This is a genomic window from Pseudomonas kitaguniensis (assembly GCF_049199985.1).
GTDB lineage: Bacteria > Pseudomonadota > Gammaproteobacteria > Pseudomonadales > Pseudomonadaceae > Aquipseudomonas > Aquipseudomonas kitaguniensis.
Window position 1 is genome coordinate 20665 of record NZ_JBLZPT010000028.1, and the last position, 24704, is coordinate 45368.

Annotated in this window: 22 protein-coding genes; all 22 read right to left on the reverse strand. The window is 51.8% G+C overall.

Annotated features, from left to right (window positions below):
• Nucleotides 1–20: 20 nt before the first annotated feature.
• The 22 genes from ACOZK9_RS24065 to ACOZK9_RS24170 all read right to left on the reverse strand — a co-directional run bounded on the left by ACOZK9_RS24065 (nt 21) and on the right by ACOZK9_RS24170 (nt 24682).
• Nucleotides 21–2474: an ATP-binding protein gene (locus ACOZK9_RS24065; RefSeq protein ID WP_421556718.1), complete on the reverse strand. Its 2454-nt coding sequence runs from the start codon at nt 2472–2474 to the stop codon at nt 21–23.
• Nucleotides 2475–2596: 122 nt separating this feature from the next.
• Nucleotides 2597–2959, reverse strand: coding sequence for a hypothetical protein (locus ACOZK9_RS24070; protein ID WP_421556719.1), 363 nt, complete (start codon nt 2957–2959; stop codon nt 2597–2599).
• A gap of 17 nt (nt 2960–2976) precedes the next feature.
• Nucleotides 2977–4017: a P-type DNA transfer ATPase VirB11 gene (virB11, locus tag ACOZK9_RS24075; protein ID WP_421556720.1), complete on the reverse strand. Its 1041-nt coding sequence runs from the start codon at nt 4015–4017 to the stop codon at nt 2977–2979.
• A 6-nt stretch (nt 4018–4023) separates the two neighbouring features.
• Entirely contained in the window at nt 4024–5343 is a 1320-nt protein-coding gene (locus ACOZK9_RS24080; RefSeq protein WP_421556721.1) for a TrbI/VirB10 family protein, read from the reverse strand.
• Nucleotides 5330–6142, reverse strand: coding sequence for a TrbG/VirB9 family P-type conjugative transfer protein (locus ACOZK9_RS24085; protein ID WP_421556722.1), 813 nt, complete (start codon nt 6140–6142; stop codon nt 5330–5332). Before ACOZK9_RS24085 ends, ACOZK9_RS24080 begins: the two co-directional genes overlap by 14 nt.
• Nucleotides 6132–6929, reverse strand: a complete 798-nt coding sequence (locus ACOZK9_RS24090) for a VirB8 family type IV secretion system protein (protein ID WP_421556723.1) — start codon at nt 6927–6929, stop codon at nt 6132–6134. The genes ACOZK9_RS24085 and ACOZK9_RS24090 overlap by 11 nt, the downstream gene beginning before the upstream one ends.
• Before the next feature lie 93 nt (nt 6930–7022).
• Nucleotides 7023–7487 carry a lytic transglycosylase domain-containing protein gene (locus ACOZK9_RS24095; RefSeq protein ID WP_421556724.1) on the reverse strand — a complete coding sequence of 155 codons (465 nt, stop codon included), beginning with the start codon at nt 7485–7487 and terminating at the stop codon, nt 7023–7025.
• The gene (locus ACOZK9_RS24100; RefSeq protein ID WP_421556725.1) at nt 7487–9148 is read right to left on the reverse strand and encodes a putative bifunctional diguanylate cyclase/phosphodiesterase; all 1662 of its coding nucleotides are present in this window, start codon (nt 9146–9148) and stop codon (nt 7487–7489) included. Before ACOZK9_RS24100 ends, ACOZK9_RS24095 begins: the two co-directional genes overlap by 1 nt.
• Nucleotides 9149–9162: 14 nt before the next feature.
• Nucleotides 9163–10845 carry a hypothetical protein gene (locus tag ACOZK9_RS24105; RefSeq protein ID WP_421556726.1) on the reverse strand — a complete coding sequence of 561 codons (1683 nt, stop codon included), beginning with the start codon at nt 10843–10845 and terminating at the stop codon, nt 9163–9165.
• Between the two features lie 2 nt (nt 10846–10847).
• Nucleotides 10848–11744: an ATPase, T2SS/T4P/T4SS family gene (locus ACOZK9_RS24110; RefSeq protein WP_421556727.1), complete on the reverse strand. Its 897-nt coding sequence runs from the start codon at nt 11742–11744 to the stop codon at nt 10848–10850.
• Between the two features lie 20 nt (nt 11745–11764).
• Nucleotides 11765–12376: a type 4 pilus major pilin gene (locus tag ACOZK9_RS24115; RefSeq protein ID WP_421556728.1), complete on the reverse strand. Its 612-nt coding sequence runs from the start codon at nt 12374–12376 to the stop codon at nt 11765–11767.
• Nucleotides 12377–12441: 65 nt separating this feature from the next.
• Complete coding sequence (locus ACOZK9_RS24120) at nt 12442–13506, reverse strand: type II secretion system F family protein (protein ID WP_421556729.1); 1065 nt, start codon at nt 13504–13506, stop codon at nt 12442–12444.
• Nucleotides 13503–15197, reverse strand: coding sequence for a GspE/PulE family protein (locus ACOZK9_RS24125; RefSeq protein ID WP_421556730.1), 1695 nt, complete (start codon nt 15195–15197; stop codon nt 13503–13505). The genes ACOZK9_RS24120 and ACOZK9_RS24125 overlap by 4 nt, the downstream gene beginning before the upstream one ends.
• A gap of 14 nt (nt 15198–15211) precedes the next feature.
• Nucleotides 15212–15802, reverse strand: a complete 591-nt coding sequence (locus ACOZK9_RS24130; protein ID WP_421556731.1) for a hypothetical protein — start codon at nt 15800–15802, stop codon at nt 15212–15214.
• Nucleotides 15789–17105, reverse strand: coding sequence for a type 4b pilus protein PilO2 (pilO2, locus tag ACOZK9_RS24135; protein ID WP_421556732.1), 1317 nt, complete (start codon nt 17103–17105; stop codon nt 15789–15791). Before pilO2 ends, ACOZK9_RS24130 begins: the two co-directional genes overlap by 14 nt.
• Nucleotides 17105–18904 carry a hypothetical protein gene (locus ACOZK9_RS24140; RefSeq protein ID WP_421556733.1) on the reverse strand — a complete coding sequence of 600 codons (1800 nt, stop codon included), beginning with the start codon at nt 18902–18904 and terminating at the stop codon, nt 17105–17107. The genes pilO2 and ACOZK9_RS24140 overlap by 1 nt, the downstream gene beginning before the upstream one ends.
• Before the next feature lie 23 nt (nt 18905–18927).
• The gene (locus ACOZK9_RS24145) at nt 18928–19725 is read right to left on the reverse strand and encodes a toxin co-regulated pilus biosynthesis Q family protein (RefSeq protein WP_421556734.1); all 798 of its coding nucleotides are present in this window, start codon (nt 19723–19725) and stop codon (nt 18928–18930) included.
• 55 nt (nt 19726–19780) lie between these two features.
• A complete protein-coding gene (locus ACOZK9_RS24150; protein WP_421556735.1) occupies nt 19781–20728 on the reverse strand; it encodes a TrbL/VirB6 family protein in 948 nt (315 codons plus the stop codon).
• Nucleotides 20729–20742: 14 nt separating this feature from the next.
• On the reverse strand, nt 20743–21093 hold the full coding sequence (locus tag ACOZK9_RS24155) for a hypothetical protein (protein WP_421556736.1): 351 nt from the start codon (nt 21091–21093) through the stop codon (nt 20743–20745).
• Between the two features lie 30 nt (nt 21094–21123).
• A complete protein-coding gene (virB5, locus tag ACOZK9_RS24160; protein ID WP_421556737.1) occupies nt 21124–21804 on the reverse strand; it encodes a P-type DNA transfer protein VirB5 in 681 nt (226 codons plus the stop codon).
• Nucleotides 21805–21825: 21 nt separating this feature from the next.
• Nucleotides 21826–24345: a VirB4 family type IV secretion system protein gene (locus ACOZK9_RS24165; RefSeq protein ID WP_421556738.1), complete on the reverse strand. Its 2520-nt coding sequence runs from the start codon at nt 24343–24345 to the stop codon at nt 21826–21828.
• The gene (locus ACOZK9_RS24170; protein WP_421556739.1) at nt 24275–24682 is read right to left on the reverse strand and encodes a VirB3 family type IV secretion system protein; all 408 of its coding nucleotides are present in this window, start codon (nt 24680–24682) and stop codon (nt 24275–24277) included. Before ACOZK9_RS24170 ends, ACOZK9_RS24165 begins: the two co-directional genes overlap by 71 nt.
• Nucleotides 24683–24704 lie beyond the last annotated feature (22 nt).

Below are 24704 nucleotides of genomic sequence, written 5' to 3' on the forward strand. Positions count from 1 at the left end.
GTAGGACCGGTTTTGATGTTTCAGTCCGCCAATTGATCGTGGCGCCACTTCAAATAGCTTTCCACAGTACGGAATCCCGCCGCTGCTGCATTCCTTTCCAGCTGCCAAAATGCTTCGCCATCTTTCACTAGCGGCCGGCAGTCTTCATCAACGCGCCACAGTTCGCCGGCGATCGGCTTTTCCTCCCCCATTTCGCGCTCGAACTCATCCTGCATCGCAGCCTCAATTGCAGCTTCAAGTTCGTGATTTTCCGGGTCCGTGGCGTCAAAGTCTTCGTGATAATATTCTCCAGGGTGATGCTGCTTCACCCAATCCTTTTGTCCCCACGCGATTTTCACATCGTCGGCAGAAAACCCATAATTCACTATGGCCGCTGCTAGGTAATTCAATGCTTCTGCGGGAATTTCTGCGGAGTCCAAAGCGAGTATTTTCACCACCTCTGCGGCCGCGTCTTCGTACAGGCTGTCTATGTAGAGGGAAAACTCTGCGTCTTGCTTCTTTTGGTCTTCATGTGCTTCACGCTCTATCTCCGCTAAAGCCCCCTGATCGCGCAGAGCTTGCTCTCTTACGGCCTCCCAGTTTGGCGGTGCGGGGCATGCCCCCGAGTCAACCAAACTGGCGTTGATGACGCTCAACAGCGCCATGTTTTGATCAGGAACAATCTCGGTCACAATTGGATTTGCTGAAACGTCCTCGATGACCGGGGACAAGCCACGCTTAATGCGGCCATTTCCCACCCGGTCGATAAGCCACCGCTCGCTCCAGACGCGGCCTCGCGTTTTTTGACCATCGCGCTCCATGCTCATGGTGTACTTCATCAGCCACTTATGCATGAACCGTTGACGCTCGGGCGCCATGCGGATCGAAATGTCGTGGTAGCGCTGATAGAACGCTTCATCATGGCCACACGCGATACTGTCGCCCTGGTGAGCAACCTCGTGTTCCACCAAACCGAAGATGTAGGCCACAGCTTCCAACGGTTTGCTGCTGATTCGCTTGACCACATCGCAACTGATGGCCAGATAAGTCAAACCATCTGTCCATGCCTCTGCGGTGTTTGATTCGCCAAGCAGGATCTGCAACCGCTTTTCATCCCAACGAAGTGTGCCGTCGGTGTAGCGCTCTGCGCCGATACATGCGCCCGCGTAGTGCTGTAGGCACCAACGCAGAGCAGTCCAAGCCCTGCGCGTTTCCTTATCCAGCGATGTGCGCTCGTCAATAATCTGTGTTCGTTCGATGAAAGCGTCTCGAAACGTTGAATAGGCGGCCAGCACTGGTGCATCCAATACCGTGCCACTCCTCCAGAAATATGGAGCGCGCTCGCCGCGATTTTCAATGGCCTGAGCCGCCTCACTCACGTTGCAAAGAGCGCGCTCAAGGGCTTCCTCAAAATCGATGTAATTGTGGCACCCGAACCGCTCCAGGGTCTTGGGGTGAACAATCTGAATGAGACCTTCACGAGCAATTGCCTCGCCCTTGGGAATATCGTTGCCGTGCTCGATTAGGGTGTAAGTGCCTTTATGCCAATTGAAGGCTTTTAATCGAAAGTCCATAAGCGTGACGTGACGCTTGCCGGGCAGTAGGGTGATGACTTCCTCTTTGATATACACATCGCAGATATTCTCGTCCCCGCTGAGTAAGGATCGCGCTGACTTCTCCCTGCGGGCCTCGGTCTTGCGGTGGTCCCCCAGCCTGGCCGACACAGCGTCAGCCAGCCGCTTAAACTCTTTAGCGATCGGCTTCCAGACTGGGCAGGTCTTACGCAGGATTTCGGTGCGGGAAACGTTGAGATTGATCGCTCTTTTCGAAACGATCAAACCACCCGCACCCCAGACGTGCGAAGAATCATGGCGGATCAATACGCCTTGATTGTAGATAGAGACAGGGCCGTCTTCCTTTGCGCGGTAGTAGGCCCATTCGTCTTCAAAGTCCCACTTCTCATTGGCGGGGTTTCGAGTTATGACGCGCCCATTAAGCTCAACGCTAATCGGTGTATAGCGCACAAGATCGCGAATCTCCTGCACTGCCGATATTAGCTCTAGATCACTGAGAGCTTCGTACCAGGTACCTGAAATGCTGCAGCCGGTCGCCGGCGCTTGAAGATCTTCAAGCTCATAGTTGTAGCCCATGGCGCGAGTATCAACACTCATTAGCCAGTGATTTGAAAACCACTCGGTTTTGGCATGCGCCATGATTTGGCCGCGACCTAGCCTGAACCGGCCATAGGTCGCATCACCGTCCTGGTGAGGCGTGCCAAAGCGCCCGAAATAGCGCAACACGTCTTCGCGGCTGGCGAAGCCGTTGCCGTCATCGGCGCAGCGAAAGCCTTCCTTGGTCAGGGTCAGCCGCACTGCAGATGCGTTTGCATCCACCGAGTTCATGACTAACTCGATCACGGCCTTACCAATTGAACCTGCTTGGCTATAGATGATGTGGTGAATGATCTGGGGGTCTAGTTCGAAGGGCAGCCGCATACGACACCTCGTTAAAAAGTGATAGAAATCGTTGTTTAAGTTCGAACAGCCGTGGAGGGAGGACAGAAAAGGCTATGAATGATTTCGCGTAATAGGACGACGTTTCCCGCTTAGCCAGCCTTTTACTTTTTACCACTCGTGTTGTGATATTCACCCTTGTACTCAAACTGGCGCAGCTCACGGGCATTGGCGAATCGGGCGTCACCGTGCAGCGAGGACACAGGTTTAAGCCTCATAAAAAAAGACATTAGTGCGAAGCCCACTGGCAAGAAAGTGATGGCGGCTGTTACACACCAGCTCCAAGGCACATACAAAACTCTTGGATCACTCAGGGGCAAACGTCGCGTTTCCCACAGCGTGGTAAAGCTCAAGGCTGAAAGTTGCCCACCAGTCAATTTTAAGAACATCGCGCCGCCGGCGTAATTGCCTGCCACGAAACACACCACCATCAACACCAGCACCATTAACGTGATTTTCCACCACATAACCTCTCCTAGACGGTTTAGCCGTTACGTTTGCTGGCCAACAGGGCCAATTTGTATTCGGGTTCGTAGTGCACCTCGATGATGTGGGTGCCCTCCATGTAAATCACTACGTCAAAAGACGTACGCACCAAACGCTCGATGTAGTCATAGTCCAGACTTTTGCCCACTTCCGATTGCTTGACCAGGCTGCACACTCGCGCGTACCCCGCTTCACTGTCATTGGCGTGCGCTGTCGTGACTGTGCCTTTGGTACCGGTGTTCAAGATTTCCATGAAATGCCAAACTTCATCACCCGTAAGCTCAGCCAAGAAAAGGTGATCTGGCTTCATCCGCAAAGCACTCGCTACCAGCGCTTTGGGCGTAACCACATGCCCATAAAAAAGATGCACATGATTGGGGTGATAAGGGAGGGGCAATTCCTTGATTTCCTGAATCGTGAGCATTCGGCGATTTCGTGGAAACAGATCCATCAAGGTTCTACCGAAAGTAGTTTTCCCTGAGCCAGGTCCACCAAAGATAATGATGTTTTGGCGACGCTCAACGGCCAACTGAAAAAATTGAATCCAGTCAAAGCGCTTGTGTGCTGCTTTGAGTTGATTTTGCCAATCGGCCATCTTATTGACCGGCGCCGAAATGGCCTGGGCACCGGCAAATCGGCCGCTGTCGATGTAATCCGATAGAAGAAATCGCTCCAAAGTCGGTTTACGGAATGTCATCGACAAGGTGCCTTTTTCGCACGCCGGCGCCATGACAATCTGCCCACGTTCTTCACCAGGCAATTCCACCGTATGAATCGGTGTTTGAGCCGAAAGGTGCCGGTAATTCAAAGCACACAAGCTGTTAGCCACCTGCATGCACAGGTTGTAATCAAGCCAAGGCGCTGCTTCACATGACCACCCCTTAGGGCCATCAGTCCAGAGTTGAAAGGGCCGATTTACGGCAACGTCCGTCGTGCCTTCTCGATTTAACCGCTCTGTGATGCCGGCTTGATTAAGAAAATCCATAGCCAACGTCGATTCGGTTAGCTGGTCATCGTAATGCTCATTTGAACTGTTCATGGCAAATTACCTGTTCTCATACACCGAGGAAAAGTCGATGTCTCGGGCAACAATCACTGTCATCACAGTGCCGGCAGGAATATGTGCAGTCGGCTGTATGTTGATCGTGTTTTCCAGCGCTTTATCGGCCATGTTCTCGACATTCTGTTCGCTGTTGTTAACGGTGTAACCTCCACTTGCCCCACCCTTTTGAGTCATGTTGGAAGCCGCTTGCAACGCGTCTTGAATGATCGACAGCAAAATCGCACCGCCAAAACGCTGCCTATAGTGGTTATCAATCCAAGCCTCTGTACCGCTTGCCCCCATTGGACCTGCCCCCAAGCTCGCGAGCCTTGCCCGCACTCCAGTCTGTGTTTCAAGCTCTGTCCACGACGTGAACACTCGTACCTGGCCTTGCTTCATCTCAACACTCTGCTCGCCAGTCAGGCGGTCACCCGCTTCGGCCAATACTGTGGAACCGTCTGCCGAATACACTGGCTCTGTTAGACGGCAATCGATGATGCCTGGATGATCTGTGACAATCTCGGCATACGTAATGCACGTGGTATAGGTTCCGTGAGAAAGCAGATATTTCCGCGATGGCATCAGAAATGCTCGCGTTGCTGTGAACTCAGTACCTCCTAAATCGGAGAGGCTTCCGCGCGTTCTGGATGCTCCGCCGAGCGCACTACTACTGTCCGTGCCCGTCTCTTGAACGCCCGAGGGCAGCGCTGGTGAAGCATTTTCTGCTTTTGATCCTGTACCGCTAGCACCAAAACTGGATACATCTACAACCACTGGGGTAATCACCTGGACAAGGCCTAACTTGCGCTGGAGCGGCGTTACTTCCACACCGTCAGTGCCAGGCGTTGCAGATCGGGCTGATTGGCCTGTTGCGGTCTTACTTGGTGGAGGTTTTTTGGCTTCCTCCTCTTTTGCTAGACGTTCTTTTTCAGCTTGCGCTTTAGCCTCTTTTTCAGCCTCTCGCTTTAGTGTTTCCTCTTTAAGTTTGACCATGCTGTCATCGCTACCAGAAGAAACCTCAAGCGCAGCGTCCTTTTTAATCGTGGTTTCATCGATGTCCGTGGTTCCTTCTTTCATCTTTGAGATGATCAGGGACCAACCACCAATTATCACCGTTGCAAACACAAGCACCACGATTGCAATGCCGATATAAAGCTTCTGCTTAGCTTGTCCACCACCCTTACTTTTAGTCCTAACATCGAAAGCACCACGGGATTTTTCGCTAGGCGCAGTTGATGGTATGGCTGGGGATTCGGGAGCCGTATCCGCATCCAAATCATCATTTTCATCTTCGAGCAAAGCATTCTCATCATTGGTTTTCATGCTTGAGCTCCCGGATCTCCCCAGTAGTTGTGCCATCAAAATTGAAGGTCGTTTCCTGTTGCTGAGTTCGCGCCTCCATTACCAGGGTGTTCATGCGAAACCTGAAAAGATCGCTAACGCCGTGCACAACCATAATGTTCTGTACTGTTCGGACGTTGGCCAGCTTTTCGGTACCGTCGGGCAGTACCGTCAGCACAATCGGTCGCGGACTGTTGTTCGCAAAGCGAAAGCACGTGAATCGGCCGTTGTCCCAACCTTCGGTGGGCGATAGCTGCAGATCGCCTCGTCGTTGGTAGTTTCGGTTGATCAAATTGCCCTGGCATGGATCGGCTGGGACATTACGGTTCGCCAGGGCTTTTTTGACGGGTTCCGGATAGGTCCAGCGCAACGCATAAGTCATGTCCTCAACCCGTTTGACCAATTTCAATTCCAGCAGATATGTATGCCGATTGGTGTTAATGGTCAGGTTCGTATTGGGCTCAGCCAACGACACAGGCTTGATAGCTACCATGTTCCCAGCCTTATTTGCGCCAATCGACCAGGCTGTTGGGTCGCCTGACACGATCAATCCTGAGTCTTCATTCACGGTTTCATTGGCTGGAAACTGCACCAAAGAGGTACGCCCTACGTAAGCCTGAATCCGAAACACGTTATCGGGTGTGTACATAGCTGTTTGAACACGACTGTCCAGCGGTGATGCAGTCCCGAGTGTTTCCGCTGAAACATGTCCCGTGACAAACAAACACCCGATAGTCACGCTGAGCATTGCAGCGCTCAGCCCTAAAGGATTATTGCGCATGGCTCCCCCCCACTTCCTGAGTAGGTGAATACGCTTTCACGCCAAAGCCACGTGGGTTAATCCATTCTTCGCCGCGCTTCTTGGCTGGATTCTTGTAGTCATAACTAATGGTCGCGATCCAAACGCTAGGGCGCAGCTGTGGATCTGGTACGCCGTTCTTATCCAGCACAGTTTTGGTGTAACGCACTTGAGCGGTGCCCTGAGCATTATCGCGATCAAGGAATACAATGTTGTTAATGTCTGTACGAATTTGCCGATTGTTACCAAGGACACTCAGATAGCCCTTGCTAGAGAGCTGGAAGTTACGGTACTCGGTGAACGTATCCGAATACGACAACAGTTCAACGATGTGAAATTGAGCATCGTTGCTTGAAAAATTGTAGCTCTCTCGGAACCGAACATAGCCAGAAAGCCAATACTCGTCATCGATTTGCTCTGTACTTTTCACCTTATCCGCCGGTGTAACTACGTCGGTGAATCCAGAGTTATTGTCAACTCGCACCAGATGAAGCTCTACCGTTTTTAGAGGAGTCAGCCCCATTAATGCTGCAATGGCCATGAAAGCCAATGCCCCAAAAAAACCTGCAAGCCGCCTGGCATTACGCGTCTTTGTTTTTTCATCTGCTGCGATGGTTTTTTCAAAGTAGCGAGCTGCATGCAAATAAGCCTGCTCAGATAGGCTGATATTTTTGGCTGTAGCTGCATCAACGGTGTCTTGTGCTGCCAACGCGCGCTCGCGCTCAATAATCTGCTGCTTAGTTCTGCTATTTTTTTTGAACACAGTCATACCTCACATAAAATCTGGACACGACAACGCGCCGCGATCGGATGCATATCGCTAAAACAAGGTGAAATAAGTGCTAAATGGGTATTGCTGAAGCTACTTTGGATGCTGACTTTTTAATGCTTGTTTCAGTACGAATCCTACGTAGCCATTACTGATGCCCTTGCTGAAGTTTCCTGTGTTGTACGCCGATAGCGCAGCTTGTAGCGCTACTTGTTGGTCACTGAATTTCGCAGACGCCCGAGCGTAATTGCGTGTCAGCACGACACCACCTGCGTACACGTTCGTGCACGGGTCGTAGATCTTTTCGACGGTGAGGCCGAGGTTGACCATTGTGCGAGAATTGATCTGCATGAGGCCCATATCAATACTTGCGCCGTTCTCAATCAGACGTTTAGCCTCTGCAACAGCTTGCTGATAGCTCCTGGGCTTATTGAAGGACTGTGAACCGTTCACGCCCAATGCCCAAGGGTTTCCTGCTGACTCGTGCTGCAGCACAGCCATCATGGTGTTGCTTGACACAAAGGGCGCGCACAACACCACCAGTGTCAGCAGGTCCATTACTGCAATTCCAGCGGTAGCGAAAACCTATCTTCCGACAGCTCTGTTCGCCTGCAGAATTCCGGAAAATCCTCTGCAGCAATGGCGCTTGAAAGAAGGAAACCTTGCCAGTTATCACACCCTAACGCGTGTAGGCTGCGCAACTGTTCGTCTGTTTCAACCCCTTCGGCCAGCGTGGTCAGATTGAACTCGCGAGCGATGCTTAGGATTGTCCTGACAATACGTTCATCAAATTGGCTAGTTTCTGAGCCTATGAATGAACGATCTATTTTCAATGTGTCAACGGGAAAGCTTTTTAGGTAAGTCAACGACGACCAACCAGTACCGAAGTCATCCAACGCTACCCGAACTCCCAAATCGCGAAGCGAATGCAGGATGCGTGCTGCCTTGTCCGTGTCCTTCACAAGAAAGCTTTCCGTCAACTCAAGCTCCAGAAGCGCTGCAGGGAAACCGGAGCTGGTCAACACCTGGCTAACACGCTCTGGTAGTGATTCAACAAACTGCCGGCCGGACAAATTGACTGCGACGCGCAGATCTAAGCCCATCTGTTGCCATCGTCGACCTTGCTCGACCGCTTCACGTAGAACCCAGTCACCTATTGGGGTTATTAGATTCGTTTCTTCCGCAATGCGAATGAACGCAGATGGCGGTATTAGCCCCCTTGTAGGATGGAACCAGCGGATCAGCGCTTCTGCACCTACTATGCGGTTGGTGCGAGAGCAAAATTGTGGTTGGTAATGCAGCACGAAATGACCGTCCCGCAATGCGACTTTCAGTTCGGCCTCCACCCTCGCCCGAGTCTCAGCTCGTTCATTCATTTGCTCGTTGTAAAAACGCAGAGCATTACGTCCTTCACCTTTTCCGCTGTACATCGCGAGGTCCGCATTATGCAAAAGCGTATCTACTGTCACACCATCAGCTGGCCAGGTCGCTACGCCGATGCTGGCAGTGACCTGGTAAAAGCTTTCACCAACTAGAATGGGCAGTGAACAGGTACCTAATATCCTTTCTGCCACCATCGCCGAATCCTCAGCGCTTGGCAGGTTGCAAAGCAACACCACGAATTCATCACCGCCGAGTCTAGCCACGGTATCGCTATCGCGGACACTCGAACTCAAACGTTTGGCGATTTCCACCAACACCGCATCGCCTGTCGCATGTCCGAACGTGTCATTGATTTGCTTGAAATGGTCAAGGTCGATGAACAATACGCCAAGGAAGCTTTTTTCAAGTCGAGACACCAGGTGAATTGCCTGCTCCATGCGGTCACGCAGTAGCTCACGAGTTGGTAATCCCGTCAGCGGGTCGTTCAAAACAAGTAGCGGCGAGTCGATTACTGCGAGCGCCTGGCTTGCTACAGGTTGTATTTGATAAGCAGTGCCATCGCTGATATTTGAACGCATTACCAGCGCTTTAGATAAATTGTCTTCGTTCTGGTAAGTAATAAAAACGAACTCAGAAGTTTGCTCGGTTCCGTTAGTGAATGATTCGAATAAAAGCCGTTGTTCATCATCTGCCAGTAATTCCTGAAAACAACTGTGTTCAAGCTCCAACCATGAAAATAAATCAATCGCAGCGTTATTCGCGTAGGTAATGCGTTGCTGGCCTGCGGTAACAAACAATACTGCACAGGGCAGGTTTGAAATGATTTCACCGAACATTGTATTGGCTCCTATTAATAAAGAACGTCAATCATCACAACGCCATCGCGTCCAGGTGTAGGGAAAATGCAAATTCCTACGTCGTTAGCGCTCACGTTACAGCCAGAGACTGAGATAGAGCCTCCCGAGCCGTATCCGAAAGGAGTCAAGGCGCCGGGGTATGTTCCGCTATTGAGCGGTACAGTTGGATTAGCCGCCCAAAAACTTGCCCCTTTGTTGCCGCGTCCGTAGTCAGCTGGGCCACAGGCTCCTGGACCGTTAACTACTGAGTAGGGTGCTGTCGCTGGCCTATTCGCTGTGGCACCGCCGTAAGGCGTGCTGGAGTAGGTATAAGCGCCTCCTTGAGGGCCAGGTATACGAACGCCTCCCGTGAGACTGTTGTACATACCGTACGAAGCACCACTTCCCCCGCCGCATTCCAACAACGTGCCTTGGCTGGGAGATATGATCTGGCTTGTGCCTCCTGGGTACCCAGCCAAGCCGTCATCACCCATTGGCGGGACAAAAACAGTCCCGTCAGTTGATACGGGGCCAAATGCGATACCACCGGTGCCAACCACTACTGATAATGTTTCGCCGGCAGTCAGGTTCACTGGTGCGGAAAATACGAACCCCCCTGAATGACCGGTGATGTATTGGCTGCCAAACCTCCAACCAACACCAGAACCACCGCCACCGGCCATTGTGACCATTGCGCTTTTAACGCCGCTTGGCACTGTCCACTGAGTACTAGACGTGAACATGTACCGGTGCGCGTTAGGCATATCGGTTGCTTTGCCCCACGATTTGCCGTCGCATCCAAGCAACTTGCCGCTCGTGTTTGAAGCAATAAGCCCTACTTGCGTACAGGCATCGCCTTCTTTTGCTAGGCCAGTCACCTGGAGTGTTCCAGTTGACGTTGCAACCGCCGTTAAAGTACCGGCGTTGCTGATGTTGTGCTTAGCTCCGCTGGTGTCCTGCATGTTGATGTCGCCGGTGCGCGGCAAGCTGCCGTCGCGACGGTCAAATTCCATGAAGCCGGAACTGTCGTAACCGTTGCGTATCGCGACCAACCCAGCGACGGCGCCGGTGTTATTGCCGATCGGGTTACCTCCCTTAGCGACGAACACGCTAGGGTCGCCACCCATCGACGCGGGCAACGAAACGCCGGCGTTTGCCGGGCTGGCTGCCGTTGCTGCCAGTGTGGCCCGGCGTACGTCTACCTGGGCGCCATTTCCAGGCGTCATTAAAGGCGCCGATGTTGATACCTGGAACAGGAGGTTGCAGGTTGGTACCGTGCAACCGCTTTGAGCATCCACCTGCAGCTTGACGTTAAACGTGATCGCTTGACCGTTGTACACCACAGGGTTCAATGCCCTGCTGGGCAAAAAACCCAATCCGTTCAAATCCGCCAGGCTGGGAGTCAGCAGCCGTTCAGTGCCCAGTGTGTAGCCGTTACGCGTAACGCCCTGCCCTCGCTGTATCTGCGTAAAGAACGTTGTTGCATACGTTTTGGTCGCGTCATTAACCGTGGCCAGCTGGGTGCCCACCATTCGGGCACTATCGTCACGGCTTTGGTCAATGACACCTTGCCAATAACGTGTCCCCATGTAGGCCGTCAGCAAGCCCCCCACAATTACCACGATGGCGAGTTGAGGCAATAGGAAGCCTTTCTGCGTACGCGTGGGTGGCAGGCGCGCAGCGGGTTGTTTTTTCATCATCATCGATCCTGAAGGTGACTGAGCCGCACGCGTTCGACTTCGGGCGTGAGCGCGGCGTATTCGCCACGTTGAATATGAGCATTGACCTTGTGTTCGCGAGGCAGCGCCTGGACACAAAGCTTGCCGCTGTCGTCAAAACGTTGGTGAATAGCTAGCTGGAAGCTTGTGCTCAATAATTCGTTGGCATTGGCTTCTCCAGCGGCCTTGGCCATCGAAGCCACGCGCTCGAGCCCGGCGGCGATGGTTTTGGCATGGACAGTGGCAAACACCAGGTGACCGTCTCCTGATAAGCGAAATAACTGCGCGGCCATTTCAGCGTTGAGTACTTCGCCAAACCCCAATATCGACGCGTCTTTTGCTGGGAAGCAGCGCAGAGCTGCATGCACGCCTTTTTCATAACCGCCCAACTCCGACACGTCGATCTGTTCGCAGTAGCCGCGGCCGTGATGTCCTTCTAGCAAGTCCTCGGGCGGATCTTCCAGCGTCAGCGCGTAACCCCCCATCAAGCGCAGTCGAGCAATAATCGTTGCGCCAAAGGTCACCGTTTTACCCGCGCCGGTGTGCCCGAAAATAAGCACCAGGCCGCCGGTGTCGCGCATTTTCGAACTCAGAAGCAACTGTTGAACCCATTTGGGCAGTCCCAGTGAGTCCAGCGGCGGGCATTGAGTTCTCAGCTGACGGAGCGCGTAACGCCCTTCCCGCATGCGCTGAACACGCCAGCGGTTGCCGTCGGGCATGACAATTTTTTTTCGATCTGGATGTTGCTTAATCCCATCGATCAGCTGCTCGACCATCGGTAGATGCTCAGGCCGAGCGAGCTGTTGGCCAGGAAAAATGATCGCGCTGCCCTGGCCATCTGTGGACAGGTGTACATCCGTTATCACGGGCATGGACATGGCTGAAAACTCACATGACTTCAGGCACGGCCAAAGGTAAAGACGATTGTATTGGCGTTGCTGGAGTTACATTGAGTGCCCACAGCCGTCAAATCTAAGTCGGTGCTTCCTGACTTAACCGATGCGCCGTTGATGTTCACGTTCAGGTATTGATCGCTCATCATGGCGTTGCTGATTTTGATGCACTCCCGGCTCGGAATATTGGTCAGGGTGCCCTGGCCTTGTGTGCCGTTGGAAGCTGGAGCAAAGGTCAACTGACCCCATTGGGTAAGCAAGTTGCCAGTTGGAACACCGCTGGCAACCTCAGTCATACCCCCACCCACCCAACGGTTTTGGGCAACCTGCGCTGTGGTCAGGCCGCTGAAAGAAGTCCGATTCTGGTAGGCCGTCTGGATCGCGGGTATGGCTTGGTTGAATTCATCAGTGATTTTGTTTGCTCGAAAACTCGCAAAAATTCCCGGCAGTACCATCGCCGCCACTCCTGCCAACAGCCCGATGACCAGAATCACAACAGCCAGCTCCACAAGGGAGTAGCCCGCTTGCTTTTTGCTTTTCAAGCCTAACGCCTGATCGGGGGTGGAATGATCGCGCAGCCGCTGGCCGCTCATTGCTTCGAATTGAGTGTTGTGCATGTGAGATTCCTTGAGGTTCTACGAAACTCGGCTCGTCGCCGATGGTGTATTGAGGGATTGATGCGTTAACGGATGGTCTGAACGTAAGCTTCCACTGCTTGGTTGAATTCGAAGTTGGCCACCGCAATCAGGCTGATCACGCCACCGACAAACAGCATGGCCAAAAACCCACTGACCACTGCCTGACGCTCAGCGCGTTGCAGCTGCTTATCGCCTTGGTCGAACGCCATTAGCAACAGCGCCGCAGTGAAGTCGGTTCGCTCAGCGTAGTCCTCGATGCGATCCATCATGTGCAGCGGGAATAGGCCTGTGTTCAAAGCCGTAGCTGGCTTATCAGGTGTCTTTTCCAGCCGGGTCAGCATTTTTCGCAAGTGCTCTCTCAGCCATGGACCCGCAAACTGACGCATGCGCTCCAGCGCCTCTTTCGGCCCGTAGTTATTGGACTGCAGCAATATGGCCAGTGAGACCATGAAGGTATTGGCCTGGCGTTCGCGATACGCACGCCAAGGTAGCAATGGCACACGATCAAACCAGCCTCGCAGTTTTCCAGGCCAATTGGACCGACTCCAAGCAATCAGCCAAAGCACAGCGATTACCGCGACACACAGTAAAAAAGCGCCATCAACCAGTCCTTGAGACAAGCTATAAAGCCAGCGGCTGAGCGAAGGCCACTTGTCCAGCGGAAGGACCTGAAGATTTTGTGGTGCGATTACCAAAGCGTAAGCAAGGAAAAATCCGAGCAATGTCACCACCGACGCGATAGGCGAAATCAGCGACATGAAGTAGGCCCCTTTGACCTTGGCCGACAAACGCAAAGACTTGGCCAAGTACTGCATGGCCTCTTCAAGGCGTCCGTCTTCCTCAGCTGCGGTCAGCACCATCACTTCGTAATCTGGCACCGTATGCTGCAGAGCAAGAGTAAACGACATTCGTTTCATCTTGTGCAACCAATGCTCGTACAGCGCGGCCCAAATACTTCGACGTTTGCGTGCCCTGAGAACCATTTTTGCTAGTCGCTCAGGTCCGCCCATGTTGTGACGCAGCGCAGATGCGTAATCTTCATAGAACTCACGCCTGTTGTCGCCGAAGGCATTAAACATCCATCGGGATAACTTGTAGCGAAGGTTCACGATGACACCTCAATAACCTCATAACCTTCCAGAGGCTCAAACTCACGCTCCAGGTCACGCGGATCAATGAGGCCTTGCGAGATTTTGTACAGCGCGTGCTCAAACGCAGTTTTGCCCGTCATGTCCGGGTGATCAAAATCACTCACCCGGCTCGCTCGCCAATAAGCTTCGGCCTGAGCGTCCTTACTATCTGCGATAAACTGACGGATCACCTTGTCAGGAGCCACGATTTCCGCAACGACCGTAGAACCGGTTATGCCTCGACCCCTGCACTCTTTGCAGCCACTCTCCGCCGAACAATAGATTTTCGCAGGATCAAGCCCAAACTTTTCCTGCAGAAGTTGCAGCTTGTCTTGGGACAGAACATCACTTGCGGGGACCTTGCAGTGCCCGCACAGCACCGGTAACAGTCGCTGAAAGGCCAATGCTGACAGAAATTGTCTGTCGGCCATTAGATGCCGATCCAGGCCCAGTCGATTCAGACGAAGAATCGCGCCAAATGCTGATGAGGTGTGCAACGTGGTGTATAGCTTGTGCCCTGTCATCACGAAGTCGGCCACAATGGAGGCGGTGGACGCATCCCGAGTTTCACCGACCATTATTTCATCCGGGTCGCCGCGCAAAATGTCGCGCAAAACGCCATTCAAGGCCTTGGTGCTGTCGACCTCTTCCTCATGGTCATCGCGCTGAACGGAAATTTGCGATACGCCGTAGATTTTATACTCCACCGGATCTTCCACAGAGTAACGCTTGCGCTGCCTGCGGTTTGGGTCAACTTCCATGCAGATTTTTAGTGACGTTGATTTCCCTGAACCGGTTGCGCCGAGAAAAGCAATCAGGCCAATCGAGCGTGACAAGCTCTGTGTCAGCAGTTTTATCTGTGAGACCTCATACCCTGAATCTTCGAACGTTCTATTGCGTTCGTTAATTGTTTCAACCGCCAGAATCCTGATGACTACGTCAAAGCCGTCCACGAGGCGGATGTACTTGTAACGCAACTTGTAGTCGGTTGACTTCACGCGCATTTTGATGATGCAGCTCATGGACTTGTTTTCGACCGAGAACATGTTGTGGCTGCGCGTTTTGGAGTCTGACATCTGCGTATAGAGGTAGCTGGCCATCTGTTTGCACTCCTCCACCCCATACTGTTGATAGGGAAACAGCCGACTGTGAACACGAAACAGAGCCATACCTGTCTTTTCCCGGCAACACAGGTGAATATCCGTGGCCGTGTCATCGATCGCGGCATGAATCAATTCCTCGACGATCGACTTTGCATCACTCGCCTTATTGTCAGCGCCGTTGCCGTTGATAGCTTTGTTAATGTCTGCGATCAATGACACTTGAGCGATGCGCTCAAAGGTAATTGCGTAGCCGGCGTTGATCAGCTTTTGGCGAGTGTCTACATGCAAGCGTTTGCCCAGCGACTTATCAGACACCAGCACCATCGCATCGCGATTGCCAAGGTCGCCAATGACGATATGCGACAGGTCATTACCCTCGACCTGGAAGTCGAACGAAAGCACTCTGCGCGCCGTTGGAATATCGGACTTACTTTTCACGCGTCCCGCTTTATGAAGACCACCCACAATCTGATCGATAGACTTCTGGCTTTCGGCGGGCACTGTGTTTTTACTGCGGCCAAGATTCAAGAATCCCCGGCCGTTTGCCGGGGTCGATGGTGTATTCATAGATGCTCCGCAGATCAGCGAATCAAAGGCGAGGTGATCGCTGGTGTGATGGGGTTACCTGGTGGGATCGGGATTGCCGGCATTGATGAGGTTGAGGCTGCGCCGACACGTGATTGGCTACCTTCTCCTCCTAGAAAATCCAGCATGATCGTTTTGCGTCGGGCAACACGGCCGCGCTCATCGAGCTGGACCATGTTGATCATGTACTGTTGGATGCTTTCCAGCTTCCAGCCGTCGACCTTGGAAATAAACGGCTCTTGCATAGAAACCGGCACGCGACGGCCCTTGTAGCTGACCTCAGCGACTTCCTTGCCCTTAATCCCCCAAATAGCTTCGACCACTGGTTCTGACTCACTGACTTCTTGCTTAACGCTTGCAAGAGGATTTGCGCCGGCACTCGCTACACCCATGCCCTGGTTCTGATTGTTACGGATCTTTGCGTCCATTTCGCTATCCAGCAGCTGGGCTTGTTTCTCCAGCAACCGGCCGAATGTGTCTGTTTCTTTCTGCAGACTTTTCGGCCCATCATCCGCACTCGCTAGGCTAGGCAAGGCGATCAGGCAAAGAAGTGATATGGCTGACAACACAGCACTAGGGGTTCGCATACGCTTTACCTTTAAGTTCAAACGTCAGAGGGGTGTCCAGCTTGAAGGTCACGCTGGCCACGTCGCAGGTGTTAGGTAGACGCTGTGCCAGGTCCTCTAGCAGTACCGCTGAACCGGAGGCAGTAAAATCACCCGCCATAGGCACCCACTGCTCTTCAGGGCTGTTCAGGGCTGGGTTACCCGCCACGCGCTGCCAAGATGCTGGCACTGAAATGGCAAGACCCAAGTTCTTTGAAATTTGGGCCAAATTCCCAAGGCCTTGGCGCACTTGATCGCGCGGAGGCAGCTCGTTCGCTGCACGTGGTTCAAAGCTCGGCAATTGCACTGGCAGGGGTTGAGTAACTTTTTCAATGTCGTTATCAAACACCGGCGCCGGCCACTCGCGAGGCTTTGCCTTCAAGTATCCTGCCCATGTGGCAAAAGCCTGGGCCTTCCAGGTCAAGGTGCAAGTATCCTTGGCACACTCCAGTGAGCTGAGTCTCCAACCTTCCATCGAACGTTTCAGATCTTTAGTGGTGGAGAGGTAGGCCTTCACCGCAATGTTTGCCGGGAGTGTGCTGTTGAGCGCGAGTGATACCGCGCTGGCCAACTCTTGCTTGCGCTGTTCAACGGCTTTTTGCCGTATCAGTGCGGCATCACGCAGCGCTGCTTCCTCGGCCTGCATCTGCAGGACCCAATACACACCGCCGCCGATCAGCACCCCCGCAACAAACAAAATCGGCATGATCGGCAATGTTGTGTGCCGACGGAAAGTAGCCTTGGCCACGTCACGTTTTTTGATGGAGTGGCTGAGTATGCTGACCGAAAAATGGCGGACATCGAGGTCATAAGGCAGACCATCAAGAAATTCTGGCTGATCGGTATAAACCGGTAATTGTCCTTTGCCGTTAACGTGATCGCGAAACGCAGCCATGACCTCATTCAACGTACCTACTTGGTCCATCCGTGTGACCGGTAAGCCTTCGTCAACTGCAAGCAGCCAATACTGTGGCTCATCCTGATCACCAGCCAAGTCATCTATCAGGCGAACCAGGACGACATACGCGTCTTCTCCCACGGCTGCCTGCACCAGTGGAGCTGCCGCAATAGGCTTCTTACGGCTCTGTTGCTTTGTAAGCAGCGCGACACTGGCACGGTCATCGCGGTTGTCGCCCTTGACCGCCCAAATGTACTCCCAGGCCACGTCTGCGCCCTGCCCCAGATGCCTGACCTCAGTGCTTTTGCTTTCCAGCCCGGTCAACGACAACCAGTCAAGACCTGCAACCACCTGGCCGAAGCCTGGCACCGCAATGAGGGCCAGCATTAATTAACCCCCTCAATGATTTGCGGAGTGAGCAACACCAGAACTGCTCGGCGAGAGGTAGAGGTGGCTGCACCACCGCCAAGGATCGGGGAAAGCGTGCTATCGAATGACTTATCTGTGGACTGTTGCTGCGTGTTAGTTACGCCTGCCAATACAGCTGTTTCACCGTTCTGGATGCTGGTGTAAATCTGATATTGGTTGGCTGTGGTTTGGGGGTACTGCAGCGTTACGCCGTTGTTGTCGAATGTGCGCGTTTCTCCACGCATGGAAGCATCCATCGAGAACTGCACAATCACAGAGCCATTCGGTTGAATCGAAGACCGCATGTTAAGGAACGTGCCAGTGGTCAACTGACCCGGCTCAACACCTGGTACAACCGTAGATCCGCCATTAGCGTTGTTGCTCGATGCTGGTGATGATCTAGCTGGGTAGATGAAGTTTTCAGTATTAGCGATCGACAGCGGGCGGTTGTTCATCATGGGGTAGGTTTCGTCCTTACGAACATTCACCTTGCCCACGGTGGCCAAAGCCTGCAGGAACGTCGACGTAGTAGAATTATTGCCGTTACGGATAACGCCAATCTGGCCGAAGTCTGTAGACCCTGCCGGCATACCAACTGGCGAGAAAAATCGGACATTCCATTTTGCGGCTGCATCGTTGATCAGCCAAGACCAGTTAACACCAAGGTCATTGTTTGTACTGGAAGTCAGATCGATGATCTGCATGCGCATCCGCACCTGACGCCCTACAGACTTGTTCTCTGCTTCGATCAGCTGCTCGACCTGCTCCTGAACTTCTCGGGTGTCGGTTACGGTCACGACGCCAGAAGCGGAGATAGAGAGCTTGCCGATACCGCCTGGCGAAAGCGCACTTTCGATGGCTGTACTCAGCGTTTTAACAACGTCTATGCTCGCCGCCATTTTTGCCGATACGTCCGCCGAGGACGAAACGTTGCCAGCTTGAGTTACATTGCCGCCCTGCCCGCCGTTGCTGCCACTGCTGCTGCCCGTGGACGCTGTTTTAGCAATGGTGCTTGTCACGTCGTTGGTGTCAGTAATGGTTGCGATCTGATAGGTCCGCGTCACCAGGCGCGAAATCAGAATCACGCCGTCTTTGTAGTCCCAACCAACACCAAATTTGGAAGAGATCTGGTCGAGCAGTTCGGTCAATGTGCCGCCGTATGGGTTGGCCTGATCCAGAATGAATGTACGCGGCGCCGAATACGCCTGTGCGTTCATGCCCATCCCGTTGTATCCGCCCATACCAGTTAGCATTGATAAGCTGGGGACGGACTGAGCAATTGGCCCACTCATCGGTATTGACATGTTAGATGGAAGGCTGACGCCATTTGCAGCAGCTATGCCACTGCCGCCGCCGGACATGTTTGAAGACATTGCGCCGCCGGCGCTCATACGCTGAGCAGCAAACACTTCCAGCGGAATCAGTGCATCAGGACTGATACGAACCGAAAAGCCAACAATTTTGCTTAGACGGTCGCCAATTACAGTCAACGAAGGCCGATCTGGAAACTCGAACCGGATGGGCTGGTTGAAAACCGCAGGTAGTTCTGCCTCACGGGCAACTTTGACCGTTTTTGCACCAAGCCAAACGCTGTTCAACTCACGAACAGAAGCACCTCGGACTAAATCTTCCTGACGCAATTGATCCAAACTGTCTTCGACTTTTTTATTACCCGTGGCCGTGGCGTTTCGGATGCCGTCGCGTTCGCTAAACGTACCGCATCCGGCCAACGCGAAAGCCACGGCCACAGCAATGCCTCGTTGCAAGTACGAAGTCATGGATTTACCCCAAAATGGAAATTTTATTGAGCGCGACGACCGGATTCGGTTACGCGAATTACCCGGTTACCCGAGTACATAAGCCCTGTGAGATTCACATCAGCGGCTGACAACGACTGGAACAGTTGCTTCACAGCTCCCCGAAAATCGCCCGAAAACGATGCATTCACAGCGATTGGGACGTCAACTGAGGCTTCCCATACAAGCTGCCAGCCCGCCCGTGCAGCCCACTTGGCAAGAGCGCGGCGCAAGGTCACATCACCAGGTGTAATTACCCAAGGCGCTTCTACGGGCTTGGAAAGCACAAGCGGTGCCGGTGGCAGAACACTGTGTTTGTCCTTCAGAAATACTGAAGGTGATGGAGTAGCGTTTGTTGCCGCAGTCGTCAGGTTTTGACCAGCGAACGCTGCGAACGGGACAGCGTCAGTTTTAGACGAGGATAGTGGGGCTGCGATGACGTTGACGACGATCGGCGCCGGTGCCGGCTTCATCGGGAATGACTTTGGAGGCAAAACGGTTAAATGCTCAGGCGCGTTAGGATTCAAGAGCGGGACTGAACCCTGATTCGTCGGCCACACTGAGTCATTTGATGTTGTAACGGATTTAGAGGCGTTTGTGGTTGATGGTGTAGCCTGCTTTATTGCAGGTGGTACTGATACTGGCGTAGTTGCTGTCGGTTGTGGAACTGGCGAGGTCGTCGCAACAGGAGACCGATTCAATTCAGTCCATGACCCTGAGGGCAAAGGCAAAGTAGGTGACGAACTGCACCCCAATAGCAGTGCAGCCGACAGCATCCCGCTCGAAGTAAGTTTGAGATTCATGTGGGTTACCAAGATGGTTTGAAGGTATTGCTAGTTCTGAAAAATAAGGGACTACCTACTGAATCTTATTTCGATTCAAAAAACCTCGCGCTTTATCAATCCCCTTACCGACACCCCGAGCAGCTTGCATTGCTGCACCAGCACCTGTGCCTCGACTTATTATGCCACCAAGCCCAGTCGCACCCACTGGAGCGCCTCCCAGTACAGATGCAGCGTAACCAGGTAACTCTGTGGCGAGTAGTGTGAAAGATGCAAAATACACAAGCATCGCTATGTTACCTGCGAGACTGACATCGATAGTTCCATCTTTCACAATCACAGTGTTTATGAAGCTAATTTCCAAGGCCAGTACTATCGAAAATAATACTTGGGTCATCATGAAACCTGCAATGATCGCTACCCAGCCCCAAAACCACTGCTTCGTCTGATTGAACAACGCGAAGGCAATAAAAATTGGCCCTAATGCCAACATCACTGTAGTAGCAACCTTCAACACAATTAAAGTGCCAACAGCTACCAATATAAATGGGATTCCAGCAAGTGAGTACAAGACGAGAGCCTGCAACCCTAGGTAGATTGTAGAAAAGCTGGTTGTAACAATATTAAAGCTCATTGACTCAATCAACAGCATCATCGAATCAATGTAACTACCTATCAGAGAATCGATTTGATTCACCTGATTTCCTTCCTGGCCCGATAGGATGCCTCCCATCCAGACCGGCAGCCCCGTAACAAATGGGACTATAGTTTGAACATACCAAGTAATGTTCCAAGCACAGCCCGCAATAAAAGCAACCTTGGCAATTTCAATCACTGTCTCTCTAAAAGCTACAGTCATCCCTTGAAACAACCAGTAGATACTTTTGATCGTCATGTGAAGTAGCCAAAACGTACCGAAGAGCCCGCCTAGCCCCAACATAACCTTGGCTGTTCCGCTAACCAAGGTTGTTTGCAAGGAAGCATCAACAGCTTCATACAGCTTTTGCGCTATATTGATGTCCATTAAACCTCACTTTGTTACTCTTTATAAAATTCCTTGCTATCGAAGAAAACACGCTTATTCTCAAGTCGCATGTTGATCGACACCAAACCAGAATTAACTGAAAGCACGGCATTAGAAGTCGGAGTAGCCTCTAACCGTACAACATCGATTTTCTTCAGAAAGATATTTTCAGAAGCATAATCTATGTGATACACACCATCTTCGCTACGAATATTCAAAGTCGATGGGATCTTTACGAGAGAAGGCGCTCGCTTACTAAGGTCTTCAGTCCACTTACCTTCGAAGGCTTCTCCTTTGTGGTCACCGCATCCTGAAAATACTGACGCAAGAAGCACAATACAAATAAATCGGATTTTTTTATTCATCTACATTCTTCCCTGATTAAGGTTTATTGATTAGTTAGCCGCAGGCAGATTTTTATTTCTACCAAACATGTAATCTTCGAACGCCTGAGCGCGCTGCTGGTTTACAATTTTGTCCTGTTGTTCCTGTAGCATTTTCATATTAGCCAATCGCATCTGTTGATTTTGCACCTCTAAATACTCCTGTTGAAACCTCAGCTGCAAATCTTCTTTTTGTTGCGGTGTTTGCACCTCATTGAGTTTAGCTCGAAGTAGCTCGGCATTTTTCACTCTTTCGGTGCTTGCATCATACGTTTTTTCCAGAGCATCCATGGCAGATAGGACGCGGTCAAACCTGGCTTGAACGCTTTGGTTCTCAGATTTCAAACCGTAGCGCTCACGAAGGCTAGCAATGTCCTTAACGTCGCTGTAGAGCTGCGACCACTCACCCAACGGCAACACCTTGTTGATCGATGGGTTGCTTAGAAAATTGCCAAGCTTGTCGTTCCCCGTGACGATGCTTTTGTAGTTGTTGTATTGGTCACGTACCTGCTCAATGCCATCCTTCGCGGTTTTGAGTGCATTCGCAGCCTGGCTTGCCTGAGCTATGGCACTGTTCGTGAGGATCAACCCAGTGGTGGCATCAAGCGTCGGAACGCCAAGAGCGAATACAGTGTTTGATAATGCAGCCCCTAGTACAACGGCAGCGGCAAGTGCTGCGATTTGCATTTTCATGATAGCGACCTGCAGGTTAGTTTATTGACGTGATGTCCAGGCTTTCTCAAAAACCGGCATCCAGACCTTCGGATTTTGAGTACCGAGTTTCACAGTGATTTCGGTCGCCAGTCGGAACCCAGAAAGCCAAATGTCTGGATCAGTTGTGTTAATCCAACGACGTACATGCTCAGCTACCAAGAACGCTGGAACCCATACTTCAGGCTCAGTTGATTGCAGCTCCTTACGCACACGTTTAGCGACAGAGGCGTTTTTTGTATCGGTCGAGAGAAGTGGCAGCCAATACTTGAGTGAATCGTCGAGCTGCATTTTCAGCTTAACGGCCTGATGCCCCTGTAAGACCACCATTTCGCGGCTCAGAGGTTCAAGCTCAGCTACTGTGTCAAACACCTTTCCTTTAACGCCAAATGTTGCATAACCTTCTCGATCGGCCTTCGGGTTGGCCAACCATACCGACGTAACGACCTGTTGAATAACGGCCGCTGCGTACGGAGTATTTATCGCATCTTCTGGGGACTGGGTATCCATAATCAGAATTTCACCTCGAAGACGTCCCGCCTTGAGAATTTCTTTTATGGCTTCGGCGGTGCTTTCAAACGACAGTGGTACCCAATATTCTGCTACGCAGTTGATAAGAAGACTGCCCGGTTCTGCCTCGTGCATTATTCGCTTCATGTAGAAAAGCGTTTTCAGCAGGACTTCTAGCACCTCTGGCTGTTTTACCGAATATTCCTTCTTAAGTATTTGCGTGCAGTCGAACGCGAGACGACGATAGTTTTGAGGGTTGAACTGGTTTATCTCTGCATCTATAACCCATGCGTTCTGCCCCACCCTATTCCCAGCACCAGCTTTGCGGCACCATTTTGAAAGACGCGTGTGCAAACAGTTACCGCCACTTGGCGTGATGCTTTGTAATAACAACGACATTCCACGATTACGCACATGCGTGTGGCCCATAACAGCTGCAACGGCGTCATGAATTTTTTCTTTCTCGTTGTCATCAGCTCCACCAGCACAACAAACCACTAATTCGTAGAGCAGGGTGCGCAGACTTGTCGAATCCACGAACTGAAAAGGGTTAATCCCGGTTGATTCACCTGGACTTAGTGTGAAGTAAGGCGTTCCTAACGACTCCAGAAGATTCTTCAACGACTCGTTGTAATCAATCGTAAAACCCATTGGGTTCCAACGACTGAAAAACGATAGAACAGCTCCTACTGTGGTCGTTTTCCCGACGCCCGTAGATCCTGTGAACGACATATGCCCTGGTACCTGCTCGCCAAGGTTGTTTTGACCAGGTGCGCTATCGTGAGCGTTAAGAAGGAACAGAGAGTCGTTATGGGTGCGCATTGGAATCAGGGCTGTCCCATCACCAACGGGGTTGCCTTTGGCTTTGCCTGTCGGGGTCGCATGCAGCGAAAAGCCACAAGCCAAGTTTTCAGTTGACTTAATCATTGGATAAAGCGCATTCGTTGCACCTGGATACTGGGTATACCAGGTGTCCACGTTGCTCATCGTTGAGCGAACGAAGCCTGTTTCATTTACCGAAAAAATAGACTCCATTTTCGAGCCGTTATCAATTGCCTCATCCGGCGTCTTTCCATACGCGATTAGAGAGGCATGATAACGACCGAAGGCTTTGTCCCCCAATGTTATTGCTTCAATTGCGTTTTCAAGTTCCTCCGTCTGCCGCGAAGTACCCTCTACCGATGCGAGGTCAGAAATATGCTTTTGAAAGTTCTTTTTGGCTTTGTTTCGATCTTCAAAAATGAAGGATTGCACAAGGGTCAATTCAAACTGCTGCTCAATCGCCTCATCCCACATGCCAGGGTAAGAACCGCCTCCTGGGTAATCCCTAAGGTCGTAAGTCGTAGCAAATCTCTGCCCGCCTCGGTTCGGTCGATTTTCAATGAAATCGTAATGGTCAAAGCTTGTAACACTGTCAATCAGCGCATCGCCAATTCGAGTATCACTAACCAGCACGTCCTGCTCATGACCATTGATGAGTAGACTGAAATAACGGCCAATCTGAGAGAAAAGTGAGTCGTTACCATTTTCCTCTAGCCCCATAATTGAAGCGTCATAGCGAGAAAGCATTGTTGATGACAAAGTAAGTAATTCTGTCATCCGACGGATACCGTCGTCTAAGTCGCTGTACTTTAATACCAACGCAAGCGTGTATCCAACTTGCAAGAAAGAACCGTTGCGAAAGGGTTTCGTGTAAGCATCTGCGAAGTCTTGCAACGCAGGCAACGGCATTACGTATTCAGTATCAAGCTCAATTTGAGTCTTTGTTACGTAGGTTTGAACCATTAGGTTTTTACCTTCTTTCTTACCTAATGCAACAAAGTACCGATTGAGTCTGTAGTAAAGGCGCTTTAGTTCTTCATCATCTCGTGTTTCATGAGAAACGCCCTTAAGCCTGATCAAGCTGACTAAACGATCACCCTCAAGAGTGACGATATGTTCGTCAACTGGATACCTCATCAGCGGGGCTTTTTCCTCCGCTGACATAACGTTGCTGCGAAAACCGTTTGCCATAAAATGCACTCCAGTTTGGATTGGATGGGGTCAGCAAAAGCGCCCTGCCATATTTCTGATTCGACCTTATACGACGCCATCCAAACTTCACGCGACGCAAGTACTGGCCGTCGATGACGCACACGATACGCAGCGCGATCAACACCACGAGGAATGGGAATAGGAACACCAATCCCCAAATCCAGGAGAACAGCACAATTCCTATTACACCGCTGACAAGCCCCCCCATTAGCAAACCAATCAACGGCATTATGGGGATGTTCCAATACATGGCAGGGCGGCTCATGCCGTTATAACTTTCAGAGGTCAGCTGCCTTAAAGCTTCGTTGACGGCCATATCGCCTCCGCGTGCAAGTGAT